Source organism: Rouxiella sp. T17 (genome assembly GCF_036663475.1).
Classification (GTDB): Bacteria; Pseudomonadota; Gammaproteobacteria; order Enterobacterales; family Enterobacteriaceae; genus Rouxiella.
Genome location: NZ_JAWUEA010000035.1, coordinates 122,117 through 137,301, shown reverse-complemented (window position 1 = coordinate 137,301; position 15,185 = coordinate 122,117). Strand labels below are relative to the sequence as shown.

Genomic DNA, 15,185 nt, shown 5'->3' with positions numbered 1-15,185 from the left:
TAAATTTTACATTTACGCAACATTGCTGGCTGTTTGTTTTTTATCTTAAAACCAGCAAACACTGTCCGCGCTCCTATAGATTTCGCGTTGTGGCAAGGCGCCGACTGAGGTAATCCCCAAGAGCAACACAGGTCAGTAACTTGTGTTGCTCTAGAAAGAACACAACTCGTAACGTGCAGATTTCGCGTTGTGGCAAGGCGGCAACCGAGGTAAATCCCCGGGAGCTTACATGAGTAAGTGACTGGGGTTGCCGAGGGCGGCCAACGCAGCCACGGCGTGAAAGATGTGCGTTACCTAGGAGTAGTAATGAAGATTTCAGTATTGGGGGCGGGGGCATTGGGTCAGCTGTGGCTGTCTAGCCTGTACAAGAAAGGCCACGACGTGCAGGGTTGGCTGCGTATTCCCCAGCCGTTCTGCGCCGTCAATGTCATTTCGCCCGACGGCATGGCGTTTAACCGCAATCTTCCCACCAACGATCCTCAGCATCTGGCCGAAAGCGAACTGCTGCTGGTCACGCTCAAGGCGTGGCAGGTGTCGAGCGCGCTGGCTCCGCTGATGCCGCTGCTGCATCCAGATTGCGCTATTTTGCTGCTGCATAACGGCATGGGCACCATCGACGAACTGCCTGCCAATCGGCTGCCGATTCTGCTAGGCGCGACCACCCACGCCGCGCGCCACGAGGGCAACGCGATTGTTCACGTCGCCTCGGGAATTACCCATATCGGGCCGGCAAACTCGCACGGCGCGGCGTCAAGTCACATTGCCGATCGGCTGCACGACGCGCTGCCCGACGTGGCTTGGCACGACAATATTCTGCCTTCGCTTTGGAATAAGCTGGCGGTAAACTGCGTCATTAATCCGCTCACCGCGCTGCATAATTGCACCAACGGCGATTTGCTGGCCTACGCGGATCAGATTGAAAAAATCTGTGCCGAAGTCGCGGAAGTCATGGATTTCGAAGGTTATCAAACGCATAAAGAGTCGTTGTTAAGCTACGTTTATCAGGTCATCGACACTACCTCGGCCAATCACTCTTCAATGCTGCAAGATATCCGCACCCAGCGCCATACCGAAATTGATTACATTACGGGTTACGTGCTGCGCCGAGGACGTAAATACGGGCTTCATCTGCCCGCGAACAATAAATTATTTGAAATGATTAAGAGTAAGGAAAATGATTATGAGCGTTTCGGCACTGGTATGTCTGGCACCTGGCAGTGAGGAACTGGAGGCAGTCACGGCGATAGATTTGCTGGTCCGCGCGGGCGTTGAAGTCACTACCGCGAGCGTGGCGGGCGACGGCAATCTCGAGATTCGCTGTTCGCGCGGCGTAAAAATTCTGGCCGACGTCGCGCTGGTTGATGTCGCCGATCGCGAATTCGATGTCATCGTGTTGCCCGGCGGCGTCAAGGGCGCCGAGTGTTTCCGCGACAGCCCGCTGCTGGTCGAAAAGGTTCGCCACGTCAATGTCACCGGTAAACTGGTGGCCGCGATTTGTGCCGCGCCCGCGCTAGTTTTAGAATTCCACGACCTGTTTCCCGTCGGCAATATGACCGGTTTTCCGAGCCTGAAAGAGAAAATCTCACCGAACAAGTGGATGGAAAAACGCGTCATGTTCGACCCACGCGTTAACCTGCTGACCAGTCAAGGTCCGGGCACGGCCATCGAATTTGCCTTGAAAATGATTGATTTGCTGATAGGCAAAGAGAAAGCGGCGGAAGTGGCCGGTCAGCTGGTGCTTTACCCTGGTATCCATAACTATCAGGATTAATCTCGCCGACGCTCGTAAAAATCGCATCACCCGTCGAAAGTAGCAGTTTTCGGCCATTTCGCTTTGCCATCTTGCGAATGAGCGAAAACGACGAGTCACCCGCCTTTACCAATCATTATCATGCCCTTTTTAGAGAGGGCATTTATGTTATCCCACATCAATCATTCTATGCATCCCGTGCCAGCCGAAGCACCACCGCCGAGCTATTTTGAGTCACTCTCCAACGCCGAAAAAATTTCCGAGCTAACTGAACAAATCGTTCACAAGCTGGGCGAATTAAAAAATACGGCTTATCTGATTGGCAGCAATACCGCTGGCTTCGATGAAAAGCATCGCAAAGTGTTGAAATCGCTCTATACGCTGCGGGCTAATGCCAACACGGCATTTTCTCTCCAACCCGCTTTGAAGCTGATGGACCGCACCAACAGGCTCTGCCTCTCTTCCGCGACCTTCCCGCTGCGTAATCACCCCAATATTAATTTTGATCTGTCAGAACAAAGGCTTAAAGAGTGTATTAACGGTCTGGTTTTTTACGCTCATCAGGTCAAGTTAGCGAATCAACCTACCCATTCGACTTTCTATATAGGCACCTCTCATTCACCATATTTTAGCGAGGCTTAACATGTTCCCTACCCCATACTCCTTGGCCTCATCTCGCAATCCGCAGATCTTCGCTCAACCGCCCAACTATTTTAACTCTGAAATCATCGAGCATAGCCGTGATTTGACCCGTAAAATTATTAATCTTCGCAACGCGTTTATTCTTCTGAACAGTAATTCCCGTGCGCTTGATAGTCAGTGTCTAGGCGCGCGGGATATGCTGAGGGACCTCGAATTTGCCGCCAGTAATAATAATCTTGAGCAAACGATGACGATTGCGCTCAAGCTGGTAAAAAACATCAGCAAAATGTGTGGATTGGCGTTGAGAAGCGACAGCCGATACAACGTTAGCCAACGTTTTCATCATGAAGCCGAAATGCTGTTACGCAGCATGCTGACGAGGATTGATGAACAATTACCGGATAATGGAATTTTGTTCATCCAAGGCAGAAGCCTATAAAGGAAAAGAATCGGGCAAAAGATTTATCAGAGACAAGATTTATCGAGGACAAGGTTTATTGAAGCAAGGCTTATTTCAGATAAAAGAAAAGGGATTACCGAAGCAATCCCTTTTTCTTATCAGCAGGCAACACGGCTAAAGCTTATGGACGATAAACTTTAACGTTTTTGAAGCCTTGCTCGTGCAGATAAAGTGCCTGCAAACGGCTCATCACGCCGCGATCGCAGTACAGCAGGTAGGTTTTACTCTGGTCGAGCGCGCTAAATGCGCCGCCCAGCTTGTAAAACGGCAGCGCGCTAACTTCAACGCCTTCGAGCTGCAACGGGCTCTCTTCCTGCTCGTCGGGCGCGCGGATGTCCAGCACGACGTCGGTGTTGGCAAATTCGGCCACGGTTTCGACTTCTGCAACTTCCTGCTCGCTCTCTTCGGCGATGGTGCGGATGTCCTGATTTTTCGCTTCGGCAATCACTTTTTCCAGAATCGAGAAATCAAACTGCTCTTCTTCCGCTTCAATCTTGGCTTTAATCGCTTTAACCGTCGGGCTTTTCGAAATCACGCCGCAGTACTCCGGCATGGTTTTGGCAAAGTCTTCGGTACCGATTTCGCGCGCCATATCAATGATGTGCTGCTTGTCGTGCGAAATGAGCGGACGCAGAATCAGCGTGTTGGTCGCGTTATCGATCAGGCGCAAATTCGACAGCGTCTGGCTTGAAACCTGGCCCAGCGCTTCGCCGGTGACCAGCGCCTGCACGCCGTAACGTTCGGCAATCGCCGAGGCTGCGCGAACCATCATGCGTTTAAGCACCACGCCCATCTGACCGTCTTCGATTTTCTCGAGAATTTCGCACACTACCGGCTCGAAATCGATGGCAATAAAGCGCACGCGGTGCGAGCTGCCAAAACGATTCCACAGATAGTACGCCACCTGTTTAACGCCGATTTCATGTGCAGAACCTCCCAGATTAAAGAAGCAGTAATGCACGCGGCTGCCGCGACGCATCAGCATGTAGCTCGAAACGCCGGAGTCAAAACCGCCGGAGATCAGTGACATCACGTCTTCCTGCGTGCCAATCGGATAACCGCTCAGCCCCTGATAACGCTTCTTGACCAGCACCAGCTTGTCTTCGTTGATCTCAAGCTTGACGGTCATTTCCGGGTTGGTGAGATTCACCGACGCCGACGCGATATTCTGGTTCAGGCCGCCGCCCACATAGCGCTCGACGTCGCCGGAGCTAAAGCTGTGGGTGCCGCGACGCTTAACGCGCACGCAGAAGGTTTTGCCTTCCAGCTCTTCGCGGTAGGCTTCCAGCGTCTGCTCAAAGATGTCGTGAACATCCTTATAAGGACGATCTTCGACCTCCAGAACGTGATGGATACCGGGAATGCGGCAAAGCAATTCAACAATCTGGTCATGTTTACTTTCGTCTTTGCTACGAACTTCGATATGATCCCAGTGGCGAACAACCGCCAGGGTCTCATCGTGGCTCTTCACAACGTTACGAATGCTGCTTGAAAGTATTTTAATAAAGCGCAAACGGACAGATTGGCTCTTGATGGTGATTTCTGGAAACAATTTAATGATAAACTTCATGGCAATCTTTTATCGGCTGGTGAAAATACTGGGTCGTAAGTATTTGAATAAGGATCTAGAATCAACTATTGGTAAACGCATGATTTACGGGTTTTGCCCTTACCAATAGTTTCTGCGGCGCGGAGTATAGCACTTTACTTGTGTACTTTGCGCGCAAAAGGATGCGATCCACTTGCCGAACCCTGTGTCGTACTGTTGTACGGCTCCCTCGACTTCGATATTGAAAGAGAATTATGCCAAAAAAAGCTGCACCACCTGCCAATTTCGAAACCGCATTGGCTGAACTGGAACAAATCGTCGCTCGCCTTGAGTCAGGAGAACTTCCGCTGGAAGACGCGCTGAATGAGTTTGAACAGGGCGTACAGCTTGCCCGTCAGGGACAACAAAAATTACAGCAAGCTGAACAGCGCGTGCAGATCCTGCTCGACAGCGATCACGATGCTCCTTTGCAACCTTTTACACCGGAAGCCGAGTAATTTCTGATGTCCCTAATTGAACAACCAACCGAAGTCCCGAGCTTCAGTCAGCAGCTTCGCACGCTGCAAAAGCGTGTCGATAACGTGCTTGTGGCCTACATCGACGCGCTGCCTTTTGGCGGTTCGGCGCTGGTCGAGGCCATGCGTCACGGCGCATTGCTCGGCGGAAAGCGCATGCGTCCTTATCTGGTGTATGCCAGCGGCCAGCTGTTTGGCCTGAAACTCGAGAACCTCGATGCGCCCGCAGCGGCAATCGAATGTATTCACGCCTATTCGCTGATCCACGATGATTTGCCGGCGATGGATGATGACGATTTGCGCCGCGGGCAGCCGACCTGTCACGTGAAATTCGGCGAAGCCAACGCGATCCTTGCTGGTGACGCGCTGCAAACGCTGGCGTTTTCGCTTCTGGCCGACGTCGAGATGCCGGATGTCGCGGTTAGCGATCGCCTGTCGATGATCTCCGAACTGGCGCAGGCCAGCGGCGTGGCCGGAATGTGTGCCGGACAGGCGCTTGATCTCGAAGCCGAAGGCAAACAGGTTGATTTGGCCGCGCTGGAACGCATTCATCGTCACAAAACCGGCGCGTTGATTCGCGCTGCCGTGCGCATTGGCGCGCTGGCCGCCGGTGAACGCGGACGCGCCGCGCTGCCGCTGCTCGATCGTTATGCAGAAGCTATCGGCCTCGCGTTTCAGGTTCAGGACGATATCCTGGACGTCATTGGGGATACCCAAACGCTGGGCAAGCGTCAGGGTGCGGATCAGCAGCTTGGTAAAAGCACCTATCCCGCCCTGCTGGGTCTGGAAGGCGCGCAAGCCAAAGCCAAAGACCTTTATCTGGAAGCCGTCGCGGCTCTGGAAGCGCTGGCCACACATTCTTACAACACGGCCCCATTGCTGGCATTAGCCCGCTTTGTTATTGAACGCGATAGCTGATTTCACCCGAACGCTAACGTCGCGAAATTTCCAAAGTAATTGGAAGAGCCTCTTATATGAGTAACCAATGAGTCTTGATATAGCCAAATACCCAACGCTGGCCCTGGCGGAGAATCCCGAAGAACTCCGCTCGCTTCCGAAAGAAAGCCTACCGAAGCTCTGTGACGAGCTGCGTCAGTATCTGTTGGACAGCGTCAGCCAGTCGAGCGGCCACTTTGCCTCCGGTCTCGGCACCGTCGAGCTGACGGTGGCGATGCACTACGTTTACAACACGCCTTTCGACCATCTGGTCTGGGACGTCGGCCATCAGGCCTATCCGCACAAAATTCTGACCGGACGCCGCGACAAGATCTCGACCATTCGCCAGAAAAACGGCGTGCATCCTTTTCCGTGGCGCGGTGAGAGTGAATATGACGTGCTGTCAGTGGGTCACTCTTCAACCTCCATCAGCGCCGGTTTGGGCATGGCCGTGGCCGCAGAACGCGAAGGCAAAGGCCGTCGCACGATTTGCGTGATTGGCGACGGTGCCATCACGGCGGGCATGGCGTTTGAAGCGATGAACCACGCGGGTGATATCAAATCCGATATGCTGGTGGTGCTGAACGACAACGAAATGTCGATTTCCGAAAACGTTGGCGCGCTGAATAATCACCTGGCGCAGCTTTTGTCGGGCAAACTTTATTCTCGCCTGCGCGAAGGCGGCAAAAAAGTGCTGTCTGGCGTTCCGCCGATCAAAGAGCTGATTCGTCGCACCGAAGAGCATTTGAAAGGCATGGTCGTGCCGGGCACGCTGTTTGAAGAGCTGGGCTTTAACTATATCGGGCCGGTTGACGGACACGACGTTGTCGCGCTGACCCAAACGCTGAAAAACATGCGCGGCCTCGCCGGTCCGCAGCTGCTGCACGTGATGACCCGTAAAGGCAAAGGCTACGCGCCGGCCGAAAACGATCCTATCAGCTGGCACGCGGTGCCGAAGTTTGATATCGCCAGCGGCACATTGCCGAAAAGCAAGGAAGGCTTGCCGAGCTATTCGAAAATCTTCGGCGACTGGCTGTGCGAAACTGCCGCCGGTGACAGCAAGCTGATGGCCGTCACGCCCGCGATGCGCGAAGGCTCGGGCATGGTCAAATTCTCCAAAACCTATCCGAAACAGTATTTCGACGTGGCGATCGCCGAGCAGCACGCGGTAACTTTCGCGGCGGGTCTGGCGATTGGCGGCTACAAGCCGGTGGTGGCGATTTACTCTACCTTCCTGCAACGCGGCTACGATCAGGTGATCCACGACGTGGCTATCCAGAATCTGCCGGTGCTGTTTGCCATTGACCGTGGCGGCATCGTCGGTGCCGACGGGCAGACGCATCAGGGCGCGTTCGACCTCTCGTTCCTGCGCTGCATTCCGAACATGATTATCATGACGCCTAGCGATGAAAACGAGTGCCGCCAGATGCTGCACACGGGTTACCATCACCAGCAGGGTCCGGTGGCGGTGCGTTATCCGCGCGGAAACGGCACGGGCGCGACCTGCGAGCCGCTGGCTTCCTTGCCAATCGGCAAAGGCGTGGTGCGTCGTGAAGGCGAAAAAATCGCGATTCTCAACTTCGGTACGCTGCTGCCGGAAGCTAAAATCGCCGCTGAAAAGCTTAACGCGACGCTGGTCGATATGCGCTTCGTTAAGCCGCTGGATAACGAGCTGATTCTCTCGCTGGCCGCCAGTCACGATTCGCTGGTCACCGTTGAAGAGAACGCCATCATGGGCGGTGCGGGCAGCGGCGTGAATGAACTGCTGATGTCCAGGCGCGTTCTGGTGCCGGTGCTGAATATCGGCCTGCCTGACCAGTTTATTCCACAGGGCACGCAGGAAGAAGTCCGCAGTGATTTCGGCCTCGACGGCGCGGGCATCGAACAGCAGATTACCGACTGGCTTGCCTGATAACGTCTGACTCTTTCCCCCTTTTTCTTTAGCAAAAAGGGGGATTTACCTCGGCTTCGCCCTCCTCTTCTCCCCTTCTCGCCGCAGACTGAGCTACAGTTATTCCATCATCTCATTTACTTGCGCCTGTCGCCCATCGCGATGCGCTGATGCTGGAGAAATCATGCAATACACCCATTTTGGAAGCACCGGATTAAAAGTCTCGCGCCTGTGTCTCGGCTGTATGACCTATGGCGAACCTTCACGCGGCAAACACGCCTGGACCTTGCCGGAAGAGAGCAGCCGCCCGCTAATTCAGCAGGCGATTGACGCAGGGATTAACTTCTTCGATACCGCCAACAGCTATTCCGACGGCAGCAGCGAAGAGATCGTCGGTAAAATCCTGCGCGAATCAATGGCCCGCGACCAGTACGTGTTAGCGACCAAAGTCTTTTTTCCGCTGCCGGACTTGAAAGGCGGCCTGTCGCGTGCCTCGATTTTGCAATCCATCGACGACAGCCTGCGCCGTTTGGGGACGGATTACGTCGATCTGCTGCAAATTCACCGTTGGGACTACGACACGCCGATCGAAGAAACCCTTGAAGCGCTTAACGACGTAGTAAAAGCGGGCAAGGCGCGTTTTATTGGCGCCTCGTCGATGCACGCCTCGCAGTTCCGTCAGGCGCTGGATATTCAGCAGCAGCAAGGCTGGGCGAAATTTGTCTCGATGCAGGATCAGTACAATCTGATTCAGCGCGAAGAAGAGAACGAGATGCACCCGCTGTGTCTGGAGCGCGATATCGCCGTGCTGCCGTGGAGTCCGCTGGCCCGTGGGCGTTTGACTCGTCCGTGGGGCGAAACCACGGCGCGATCGGTATCCGATGAGGTGATCCCAACCCTGTACGGCGATACGGATGAAGCGGATGCGAAAATTGCCGAACGCGTAGCGAAAATCGCCGAAGATCACAATGTGCCGCGTGCGCAGATTGCGTTGGCGTGGGTGCTCAATAAACCGGTGGTGACCGCGCCGATTATTGGTGCTTCACGTGCCGGACATCTGGAAGACGCGATCGCCGCGCTGGACATTTCTCTCAGCATCGACGAAATCGCCGAGCTGGAAATGGCCTATCAGCCGCATCAGGCGACGGGCTTTAAATAAGCCTTCAGCTTTCCAGCGAAGGTAAAAATATCACTACAAAAAAGGCGTCGCAGAGAATCTCTACGACGCCTTTTTATGTTCTATCGCTTAACGTTTACAGGAACGTTTCCGGAAACGTTGCGGAAAAGGTTTAGAACAGGCCGACCGGCCAATGATGACCAATCAGATAGATAATCGCCGCCGCAAACACGCCCGCGACCACGTCATCAATCATGATGCCCATTCCGCCCTGCACGTTGCGATCGAACCAGCGAATCGGCCAGGGTTTCCAGATATCCAGAATGCGGAACACCACGAAACCAATCAGCACCCACTGCCAATCGTTGGTCGGAATAGCCATCAGCGTAATCCACATGCCGACAAATTCGTCCCACACGATGCTGCCGTGGTCGTGAACGCGCATGTCTTTGGCGGTCTGACGGCACAAATAGACGCCGATACAGATGCTGAACATCACCACCATCGAATAGACCTGCCACGGCAGGTAAGTCATCAGGATCCAGAACGGGATCGCGGCGACAGAACCGGCGGTGCCCGGGCCGACGGGGAATAATCCGCTGCCGAAGCCGGTCGCCAGCAGGTGCCACGGGTTGCGCAGATTCAGGCGCTTTTTGGCGGCGGCCATGTCGACGGCGTCATTGCCGGTGCGACCTTTGTGGCGCATCGGGCGCTTTTTATCACCCGCATTTCCGCTTACTTGCTTATCTATTGTCACGAGGCAATCTCCTGTGCGAAATGGTCGAATCCCTGCCATTCAAGCTCCACGGTCTCACCGGAGCGTTGATACTTGATGCCTTCTGACAGCGGCATGATTTGCCCCACGCAGGTAAAGCGCACGCCCAAATGCGCCAGCGCCACTTCCAGCGCGCCCCGATTAATTTCGGGCACCGTGAAGCAAAGTTCGTAATCTTCCCCGCCGGTAAGCGCCCACTTCAGCGCCTGCTCTTGCTCGACGTGGGCCAACATCTCGTCAGAGTATGGCATAGCGTCGAGATCCAGACGCGCGCCGCAGTCGCTGGCTTTGAGAATGTGACGCAGGTCGGAGACAAGGCCGTCGGAAATGTCGATGGCCGAACTCGCCAGTTGGCGCAACGCCTGACCTTGCAGCACGCGAGGCGTCGGGCGCAGATGGCGTTTCAGCAGCGCCGCGCAGGCTTTTTCATCGTCAACGTCGAGACGGTCCTGCAAAATCGCCAGCCCCGCCGCGCTGTCGCCTAGCGTACCGGTGACAAAAATCCAGTCGCCGACTTTTGCTCCGCTGCGCAGCAACGCGCGACCGGCCGGGATCAGGCCCTGAATCGTTAGCGTCATGCTTAACGGACCGCGCGTCGTATCGCCGCCAATCAGCTGCATGCCGTAGTAATCAAGCTGCTCGAACAGGCTATCGCTGAAGGCTTCGAGCCAGTCGGTATTCACCTCGGGCAAGGTCAGCGCCAGCGAAACCCACGCGGGATCGGCGCCCATGGCGGCCAAGTCGCTGAGGTTAACGGCTAACGCTTTATAGCCAAGATCGGCAGGTGAAATCGTTTTAAGAAAGTGGATCCCTTCAACGAGGGTGTCGGTACTGACCGCTATTTGCTGTTTATCATTGACGGACAGCAGCGCGCAATCGTCGCCGATGCCGAGCTGTACGTCCTGACGTGCCGTTCTGTAACGGTTGAAATAGCGCGCAATTAAATCAAATTCGCCGCATGCCATAGTAGTAATCCAAATAAAGACGATCTGCGTTTTTTAGAATGCATTAAGGCCGGAAAACCGGCCTTAATGAAACGCGTTCAGTACTGAGGAACCTTACTTCTTGCGAATGTGCGGGCCTGCTTTATCCAGCACACCGTTCACAAACTTGTGGCTATCTTCCGCACCGAAGGTTTTCGCCAGTTCGATAGCTTCGTTGATCGCCACTTTATAAGGGACGTCTTGACGCTTGCTCAGCTCGAACAGAGCCAGACGCAAGATAGCACGTTCAACCTGACCCAATTCTTCGAGCTGACGAGAGAGATACGGAGCCATCAGCGCGTCGAGCTTGTCGGCAGAGGTGGCAACGCCAGACAGCAGCTCACGGAAATAGGTAATGTCGACATCTTTGACATCCTGCTCGGTCAGGAACTGTAATTCAACATCGGCGATGTCGTTTTTAGACAACTGCCAAGAGTAAAGCGCCTGAACGGCACATTCACGGGCGCGGCGACGAGCAGCAGGTTTCACGGAATTCCCCTTAACTAGATTCAGGCCTTGATGGCCTTGATAACATTAATCATTTCAAGCGCGGTCAGAGCGGCTTCCGCTCCTTTATTACCGGCTTTGGTTCCCGCACGTTCGATGGCTTGTTCAATGCTTTCTGTGGTCAGCACACCAAAGGCAACAGGGATTTCACTGTTCATCGCAACGCTGGACAGGCCAGAGCTGCATTCGCCAGCAACGAATTCAAAATGGGCGGTACCCCCACGGATAACGGTGCCCAGCGCGATAACAGCGTCATACTTTTTGCTGTTTGCCAATACGCGCGTCGCGAGAGGCAGTTCATAAGCACCCGGAACCCATACAACGGTGATATTGTCGTCGGCAACCTGGCCGATACGTTTTAAAGCATCAATCGCGCCGGAAAGCAGGCTGTCGTTGATGAAATTGTTAAAACGGGCAATCGCGATAGCAATTTTCGCGTCTGGCGTGGCGACAACACCTTCAATAACGTTCATAGATATTCCTTCGAATGGGTTAAATCGTTATGATTTCTATTAAAAGCTTACTACTTTTCGAATCGACTCAGCCCATGCTTAGCCGCAGGGGGGCGGATTCTATCATATTATTCGCCTGCCTGGACACACGGTTTTGTAAACCTGCGCCGACAGAACCAATTAATAGACCGGCTTGAGGCGTAAACGCAGGTCGGGGCCTATCTGGCGCACGTCGCTGAAGGTAAAATTCGGCGCGTCGGCGAGGCTTGCCAGTCCGGGTAACAAACACAATCCGCGGGCGCTATCGCCTAACAGCTTCGGTGCCATATAGACGATCAGCTCGTCGACCAGACCCGCCTGCAATAACGCGCCCGCCAGCTCGGCTCCGGCTTCGACCCACACGGTATTCACCTGTTTTTTCGCCAGCTGCATCATCAGGATCACTAAATCCACGCGGCCTTGCGCGTTAGCGGGCACTAACAGTTGCTCGGTCGATGACGGCCACGACGCGTCGTCGGCCTGCAAACGCGCCAGCAGTGTCTGGCCGGGCTGTTGAATGAGTTTGTGCTGCGGCGTGACGCGATTTTTGCTGTCGATAATGACGCGCAAAGGCTGGCGCACGCCTTCGCTCGAGGCGGACTCGGTCGACGCAAAATCTGGCGGATAGACGCTTTGCGTATCTTCGTCGAGCTCCGTCCAGCGCACGGTCAACGACGGATCGTCAGCCAATACGGTGGCGCTGGTGGAGAGAATGGCGGAGCTTTCGGCGCGAAAACGCTGCACGTCCTGACGCGCGGCGGCGGAGGTGATCCACTGGCTTTCGCCTGAAGCCATCGCGGTTTTGCCGTCAATCGAGGCGGCCATTTTCAGCTGGATATACGGAAAACCGGTACGCATTCTTTTCAGGAAGCCCAGATTCACCGCCTCGGCCTCTTCCATCATCAGGCCGCTGCTGACATCAACGCCCGCCTGTTTGAGGCGATAAAGCCCACGACCGGCGACGTCGGGATTGGGGTCCTGCATGGCGGCAACCACGCGCGCAACGCCCGCGTTTAGCAGCGCGTCGGCGCAGGGCGGCGTGCGGCCATGATGACTACAGGGTTCGAGCGTGACATAGGCGGTCGCGCCTTTCGCGCGTTCACCGGCCATGCGCAGCGCGTGTACTTCGGCGTGCGGGCCACCGGCCTGAATATGAAAGCCTTCGCCAACAATTTCGCCATCGCGCACGATAACGCAGCCCACGTTGGGATTCGGCGTAGTGGTAAAGCGGCCCTTGCGTGCCAGTTCAAATGCACGCGCCATGTAAAAGTCGTCGCTGGACATAGTCTTCCCTGTCATAGGCTTACCTGTTAAAAAAGCAGGTTGGGTTAATCCTGGAGTCGGGCTATCTCTTCGCCAAACTCGCGAATATCTTCAAAGCTGCGGTACACGGACGCGAAACGAATGTAGGCAACTTTATCGAGCCCTTTCAGTGCATCCATCACCAGATTGCCAATCATCTTGGCCGGAACTTCACGTTCGCCGGTGGCGCGCAACTGAGATTTGATATGACTGATCGCTGTTTCGACGTCGTCGGAGCTGACAGGTCGCTTTTCGAGCGCCCGCAGGAAACCGTTGCGCAGCTTGTCTTCGTTGAACGGTTCGCGAACCTCGTTGCTTTTGATCACTCTCGGCATCACCAGCTCGGCCACTTCAAAAGTGGTAAAACGTTCGCTGCACACTAAACACTGACGGCGGCGGCGTACCTGTGATCCGTCGCCGACCAGACGGGAATCGATGACTTTGGTGTCAACGGCGGCACAAAATGGACAATGCATAGAACTTCCTGCTCGGATATTATCTGGACAACAGTTTACCGCGAACTGACGCGACAACAAAGGCTGTCGCAACGTTGACGCACTATCGTGATAAACTCTGGCACGCATTTACTATGCATTGACCATGCGTTGACCATGCGTTTCCATGAATGCAGGTAAATTAAAGAAAGCCCATAAACAGCAGAAAAGGACCTCGGCCCAATGACTCCCCTCTCTCGTGCCGTTTGCGCGGTTACCGCCCTGTTCACGCTGGCAGGATGCGCAGAGCAAAACCCTGAAGTGCCCGCGCTGACCAAAGAAGTCACGCAGCTGAACAAAAAGCTCGATCGCCTGACTGACCTTGCGGGCGCGCTCGAACGCCAGAGCCTGCTGAATCATCAGTCGACGGCAGGCGTCTATTTGCTGCCGCAGGCCAAAACGGCGGCGCTGCTGAACACCGAATTTGGTCAGCTAAGCGTGGCTATTGATTCGCTCGCGCCCGACAGCAGCGGCACCAACGCCGTGCTGAAAGTGACGGCGACCTCGGGCAAACCGCTGCCAGAGTTCAAAGCCGTGGTGGATTGGGGACAACTCGATCAGGTGACCGGCAAGCCGCTGACCGTCGATATGCAGTCGCAGGTGATTACCGTCACGCCAAGGCTGCTGCCGTCCAGCGAACAGACCGTTGAAGTTCGCCTGAATAACGTGACGATGGATACGCTGGGTTTTGTGCACTTGCATCAGGTCACCGTGCTCAACGCCAATCAGCAATAACGCGTTTTGCCCGACGGCAAATCAGCAAAAAAAGTAGCAAAAAAAAGGCCTCACAGCGAACTGCGAGGCCTTTTTTACGTCTGCTTATCTCTGTTTAGAAGAGCAAGCAGAGACGTTTGAAGATTAAGGCAGAATTGACGGTTGATCCGCCCCTTCCTTCTCGACCTTCTGCTGCAACATATGTTCGCGTTTCATGCCAAGCTTCAGAGCCAGCGCGGACGCCACATAGATTGACGAGATAGTACCGATTGACACGCCGATCAGCATCGTCAACGAGAACCCTGCAAGCAGAGGACCGCCGAAGATGTAGAGCATCAGCACAACCATCAGCGTGGTCGCCGAGGTCATGATGGTGCGGCTCAGCGTCTGGGTCAGGGACACGTTCATGATTTCGTAGGAATTACCGCGACGGATCTTGCGGAAGTTCTCACGGATACGGTCCGATACCACGATACTGTCATTCAGCGAGTAACCGATGACCGACATCAGCGATGCCACGATGGTCAGGTCGACTTCAATCTTGAACAGTGACAGCACGCCCATCGTGATGATGACGTCGTGCGCAAGAGCCAAAACAGCCCCCAGCGCCAGACGCCACTCAAAACGAAAGCCGACGTAGATAAGGATACAGATCAGCGCAATCAGCAGCGCCATGCCGCCCGCCTGCGCCAAATCACTGCCCACGCTCGGGCCGACAAACTCGATACGTTTTACGGTCGCGGTTTTGTCGACATCGGCGTTAATCAGGCTGATCACCTTATTGCCCAGCTCCTGACCGGCAGTGTCGGACGCGGGCGGTAAACGCACCACCACGTCACGGCTGCTGCCAAAGTTCTGTACGATCGGGTCTTGGAAACCGGCCTTCTCCAACGAATCACGCATGTTGTCGAGGTTGGCAGGCTGAGACAGGGTAATCTCGATAACCGTACCGCCGGTGAAGTCCAGACCCCAGTTAAACCCGCGAACGCCCATAATCGCGATAGACGCGATTAACAACAGGCCCGACAAACAGAAGGCCACGTTGTCCCAGCGCATAAA

At 54.9% G+C, this 15,185-nt stretch carries 17 protein-coding genes; 9 read left to right on the top strand and 8 right to left on the bottom strand.

The annotated features are described in order from the left end of the window. Window positions 1-306 precede the first annotated feature (306 nt). The 4 genes from panE to SC206_RS14060 all read left to right on the top strand — a co-directional run bounded on the left by panE (window position 307) and on the right by SC206_RS14060 (window position 2,831). Window positions 307-1,221, top strand: a complete 915-nt coding sequence (panE, locus tag SC206_RS14075) for a 2-dehydropantoate 2-reductase (protein ID WP_332738058.1) — start codon at window positions 307-309, stop codon at window positions 1,219-1,221. After that, window positions 1,181-1,771 (top strand): protein deglycase YajL, encoded by a 591-nt coding sequence (yajL, locus tag SC206_RS14070; protein WP_332738057.1) that lies wholly within the window; start codon window positions 1,181-1,183, stop codon window positions 1,769-1,771. The genes panE and yajL overlap by 41 nt, the downstream gene beginning before the upstream one ends. 144 nt (window positions 1,772-1,915) lie before the next feature. Beyond that, the gene (locus SC206_RS14065; RefSeq protein ID WP_332738056.1) at window positions 1,916-2,392 is read left to right on the top strand and encodes a hypothetical protein; all 477 of its coding nucleotides are present in this window, start codon (window positions 1,916-1,918) and stop codon (window positions 2,390-2,392) included. A gap of 1 nt (window position 2,393) precedes the next feature. Further along, window positions 2,394-2,831 (top strand): hypothetical protein, encoded by a 438-nt coding sequence (locus SC206_RS14060; protein ID WP_332738055.1) that lies wholly within the window; start codon window positions 2,394-2,396, stop codon window positions 2,829-2,831. A gap of 142 nt (window positions 2,832-2,973) precedes the next feature. On the opposite strand, the gene thiI is transcribed toward SC206_RS14060, so the two are convergent. Continuing rightward, window positions 2,974-4,422: a tRNA uracil 4-sulfurtransferase ThiI gene (gene thiI / locus SC206_RS14055; protein WP_332738054.1), complete on the bottom strand. Its 1,449-nt coding sequence runs from the start codon at window positions 4,420-4,422 to the stop codon at window positions 2,974-2,976. A gap of 233 nt (window positions 4,423-4,655) precedes the next feature. On the opposite strand from thiI, the gene xseB reads away from it, so the two are divergent. The 4 genes from xseB (at window position 4,656) to SC206_RS14035 (ending at window position 8,902) form a co-directional block, all read left to right on the top strand. Then, the gene (gene xseB / locus SC206_RS14050) at window positions 4,656-4,898 is read left to right on the top strand and encodes an exodeoxyribonuclease VII small subunit (RefSeq protein WP_332738053.1); all 243 of its coding nucleotides are present in this window, start codon (window positions 4,656-4,658) and stop codon (window positions 4,896-4,898) included. A gap of 6 nt (window positions 4,899-4,904) precedes the next feature. Next, window positions 4,905-5,834: a (2E,6E)-farnesyl diphosphate synthase gene (ispA, locus tag SC206_RS14045; protein WP_332738052.1), complete on the top strand. Its 930-nt coding sequence runs from the start codon at window positions 4,905-4,907 to the stop codon at window positions 5,832-5,834. Window positions 5,835-5,901: 67 nt separating this feature from the next. Beyond that, window positions 5,902-7,764, top strand: a complete 1,863-nt coding sequence (dxs, locus tag SC206_RS14040; protein WP_332738051.1) for a 1-deoxy-D-xylulose-5-phosphate synthase — start codon at window positions 5,902-5,904, stop codon at window positions 7,762-7,764. 163 nt (window positions 7,765-7,927) lie between these two features. Continuing rightward, window positions 7,928-8,902, top strand: a complete 975-nt coding sequence (locus SC206_RS14035; protein WP_332738050.1) for an aldo/keto reductase — start codon at window positions 7,928-7,930, stop codon at window positions 8,900-8,902. A gap of 130 nt (window positions 8,903-9,032) precedes the next feature. Here SC206_RS14035 and pgpA read toward each other — a convergent pair whose 3' ends face one another. The 6 genes from pgpA to nrdR form a co-directional block, all read right to left on the bottom strand. Continuing rightward, the gene (pgpA, locus tag SC206_RS14030) at window positions 9,033-9,527 is read right to left on the bottom strand and encodes a phosphatidylglycerophosphatase A (protein ID WP_332738245.1); all 495 of its coding nucleotides are present in this window, start codon (window positions 9,525-9,527) and stop codon (window positions 9,033-9,035) included. 86 nt (window positions 9,528-9,613) lie between these two features. Continuing rightward, the gene (thiL, locus tag SC206_RS14025; protein ID WP_332738049.1) at window positions 9,614-10,600 is read right to left on the bottom strand and encodes a thiamine-phosphate kinase; all 987 of its coding nucleotides are present in this window, start codon (window positions 10,598-10,600) and stop codon (window positions 9,614-9,616) included. 93 nt (window positions 10,601-10,693) lie between these two features. Continuing rightward, entirely contained in the window at window positions 10,694-11,107 is a 414-nt protein-coding gene (gene nusB, locus SC206_RS14020; protein ID WP_009638657.1) for a transcription antitermination factor NusB, read from the bottom strand. A 20-nt stretch (window positions 11,108-11,127) separates the two neighbouring features. Then, window positions 11,128-11,598: a 6,7-dimethyl-8-ribityllumazine synthase gene (gene ribH, locus SC206_RS14015; protein ID WP_332738048.1), complete on the bottom strand. Its 471-nt coding sequence runs from the start codon at window positions 11,596-11,598 to the stop codon at window positions 11,128-11,130. Between the two features lie 159 nt (window positions 11,599-11,757). Beyond that, complete coding sequence (gene ribD, locus SC206_RS14010; RefSeq protein WP_332738243.1) at window positions 11,758-12,900, bottom strand: bifunctional diaminohydroxyphosphoribosylaminopyrimidine deaminase/5-amino-6-(5-phosphoribosylamino)uracil reductase RibD; 1,143 nt, start codon at window positions 12,898-12,900, stop codon at window positions 11,758-11,760. Window positions 12,901-12,944: 44 nt separating this feature from the next. Then, window positions 12,945-13,394, bottom strand: coding sequence for a transcriptional regulator NrdR (gene nrdR / locus SC206_RS14005; RefSeq protein WP_045046032.1), 450 nt, complete (start codon window positions 13,392-13,394; stop codon window positions 12,945-12,947). A 201-nt stretch (window positions 13,395-13,595) separates the two neighbouring features. Here nrdR and SC206_RS14000 point away from each other — a divergent pair, with 201 nt between their 5' ends. Beyond that, entirely contained in the window at window positions 13,596-14,147 is a 552-nt protein-coding gene (locus SC206_RS14000; protein ID WP_332738047.1) for a DUF3251 domain-containing protein, read from the top strand. 123 nt (window positions 14,148-14,270) lie between these two features. Here the strand turns inward: SC206_RS14000 and secF are convergent, their stop codons facing one another. Then, window positions 14,271-15,182 (bottom strand): protein translocase subunit SecF, encoded by a 912-nt coding sequence (gene secF / locus SC206_RS13995; protein WP_332738241.1) that lies wholly within the window; start codon window positions 15,180-15,182, stop codon window positions 14,271-14,273. Window positions 15,183-15,185 lie beyond the last annotated feature (3 nt).

Coding starts and splice junctions, on each gene's coding strand:
- panE (WP_332738058.1), top strand. CDS start 307: ATGAAGATTTCAGTATTGGGGGCGGGGGCATTGGGTCAGCTGTGGCTG.
- yajL (WP_332738057.1), top strand. CDS start 1,181: ATGAGCGTTTCGGCACTGGTATGTCTGGCACCTGGCAGTGAGGAACTG.
- SC206_RS14065 (WP_332738056.1), top strand. CDS start 1,916: ATGTTATCCCACATCAATCATTCTATGCATCCCGTGCCAGCCGAAGCA.
- SC206_RS14060 (WP_332738055.1), top strand. CDS start 2,394: ATGTTCCCTACCCCATACTCCTTGGCCTCATCTCGCAATCCGCAGATC.
- thiI (WP_332738054.1), bottom strand. CDS start 4,422: ATGAAGTTTATCATTAAATTGTTTCCAGAAATCACCATCAAGAGCCAA.
- xseB (WP_332738053.1), top strand. CDS start 4,656: ATGCCAAAAAAAGCTGCACCACCTGCCAATTTCGAAACCGCATTGGCT.
- ispA (WP_332738052.1), top strand. CDS start 4,905: ATGTCCCTAATTGAACAACCAACCGAAGTCCCGAGCTTCAGTCAGCAG.
- dxs (WP_332738051.1), top strand. CDS start 5,902: ATGAGTCTTGATATAGCCAAATACCCAACGCTGGCCCTGGCGGAGAAT.
- SC206_RS14035 (WP_332738050.1), top strand. CDS start 7,928: ATGCAATACACCCATTTTGGAAGCACCGGATTAAAAGTCTCGCGCCTG.
- pgpA (WP_332738245.1), bottom strand. CDS start 9,527: ATGGCCGCCGCCAAAAAGCGCCTGAATCTGCGCAACCCGTGGCACCTG.
- thiL (WP_332738049.1), bottom strand. CDS start 10,600: ATGGCATGCGGCGAATTTGATTTAATTGCGCGCTATTTCAACCGTTAC.
- ribH (WP_332738048.1), bottom strand. CDS start 11,598: ATGAACGTTATTGAAGGTGTTGTCGCCACGCCAGACGCGAAAATTGCT.
- ribD (WP_332738243.1), bottom strand. CDS start 12,900: ATGTCCAGCGACGACTTTTACATGGCGCGTGCATTTGAACTGGCACGC.
- nrdR (WP_045046032.1), bottom strand. CDS start 13,394: ATGCATTGTCCATTTTGTGCCGCCGTTGACACCAAAGTCATCGATTCC.
- SC206_RS14000 (WP_332738047.1), top strand. CDS start 13,596: ATGACTCCCCTCTCTCGTGCCGTTTGCGCGGTTACCGCCCTGTTCACG.
- secF (WP_332738241.1), bottom strand. CDS start 15,182: ATGCGCTGGGACAACGTGGCCTTCTGTTTGTCGGGCCTGTTGTTAATC.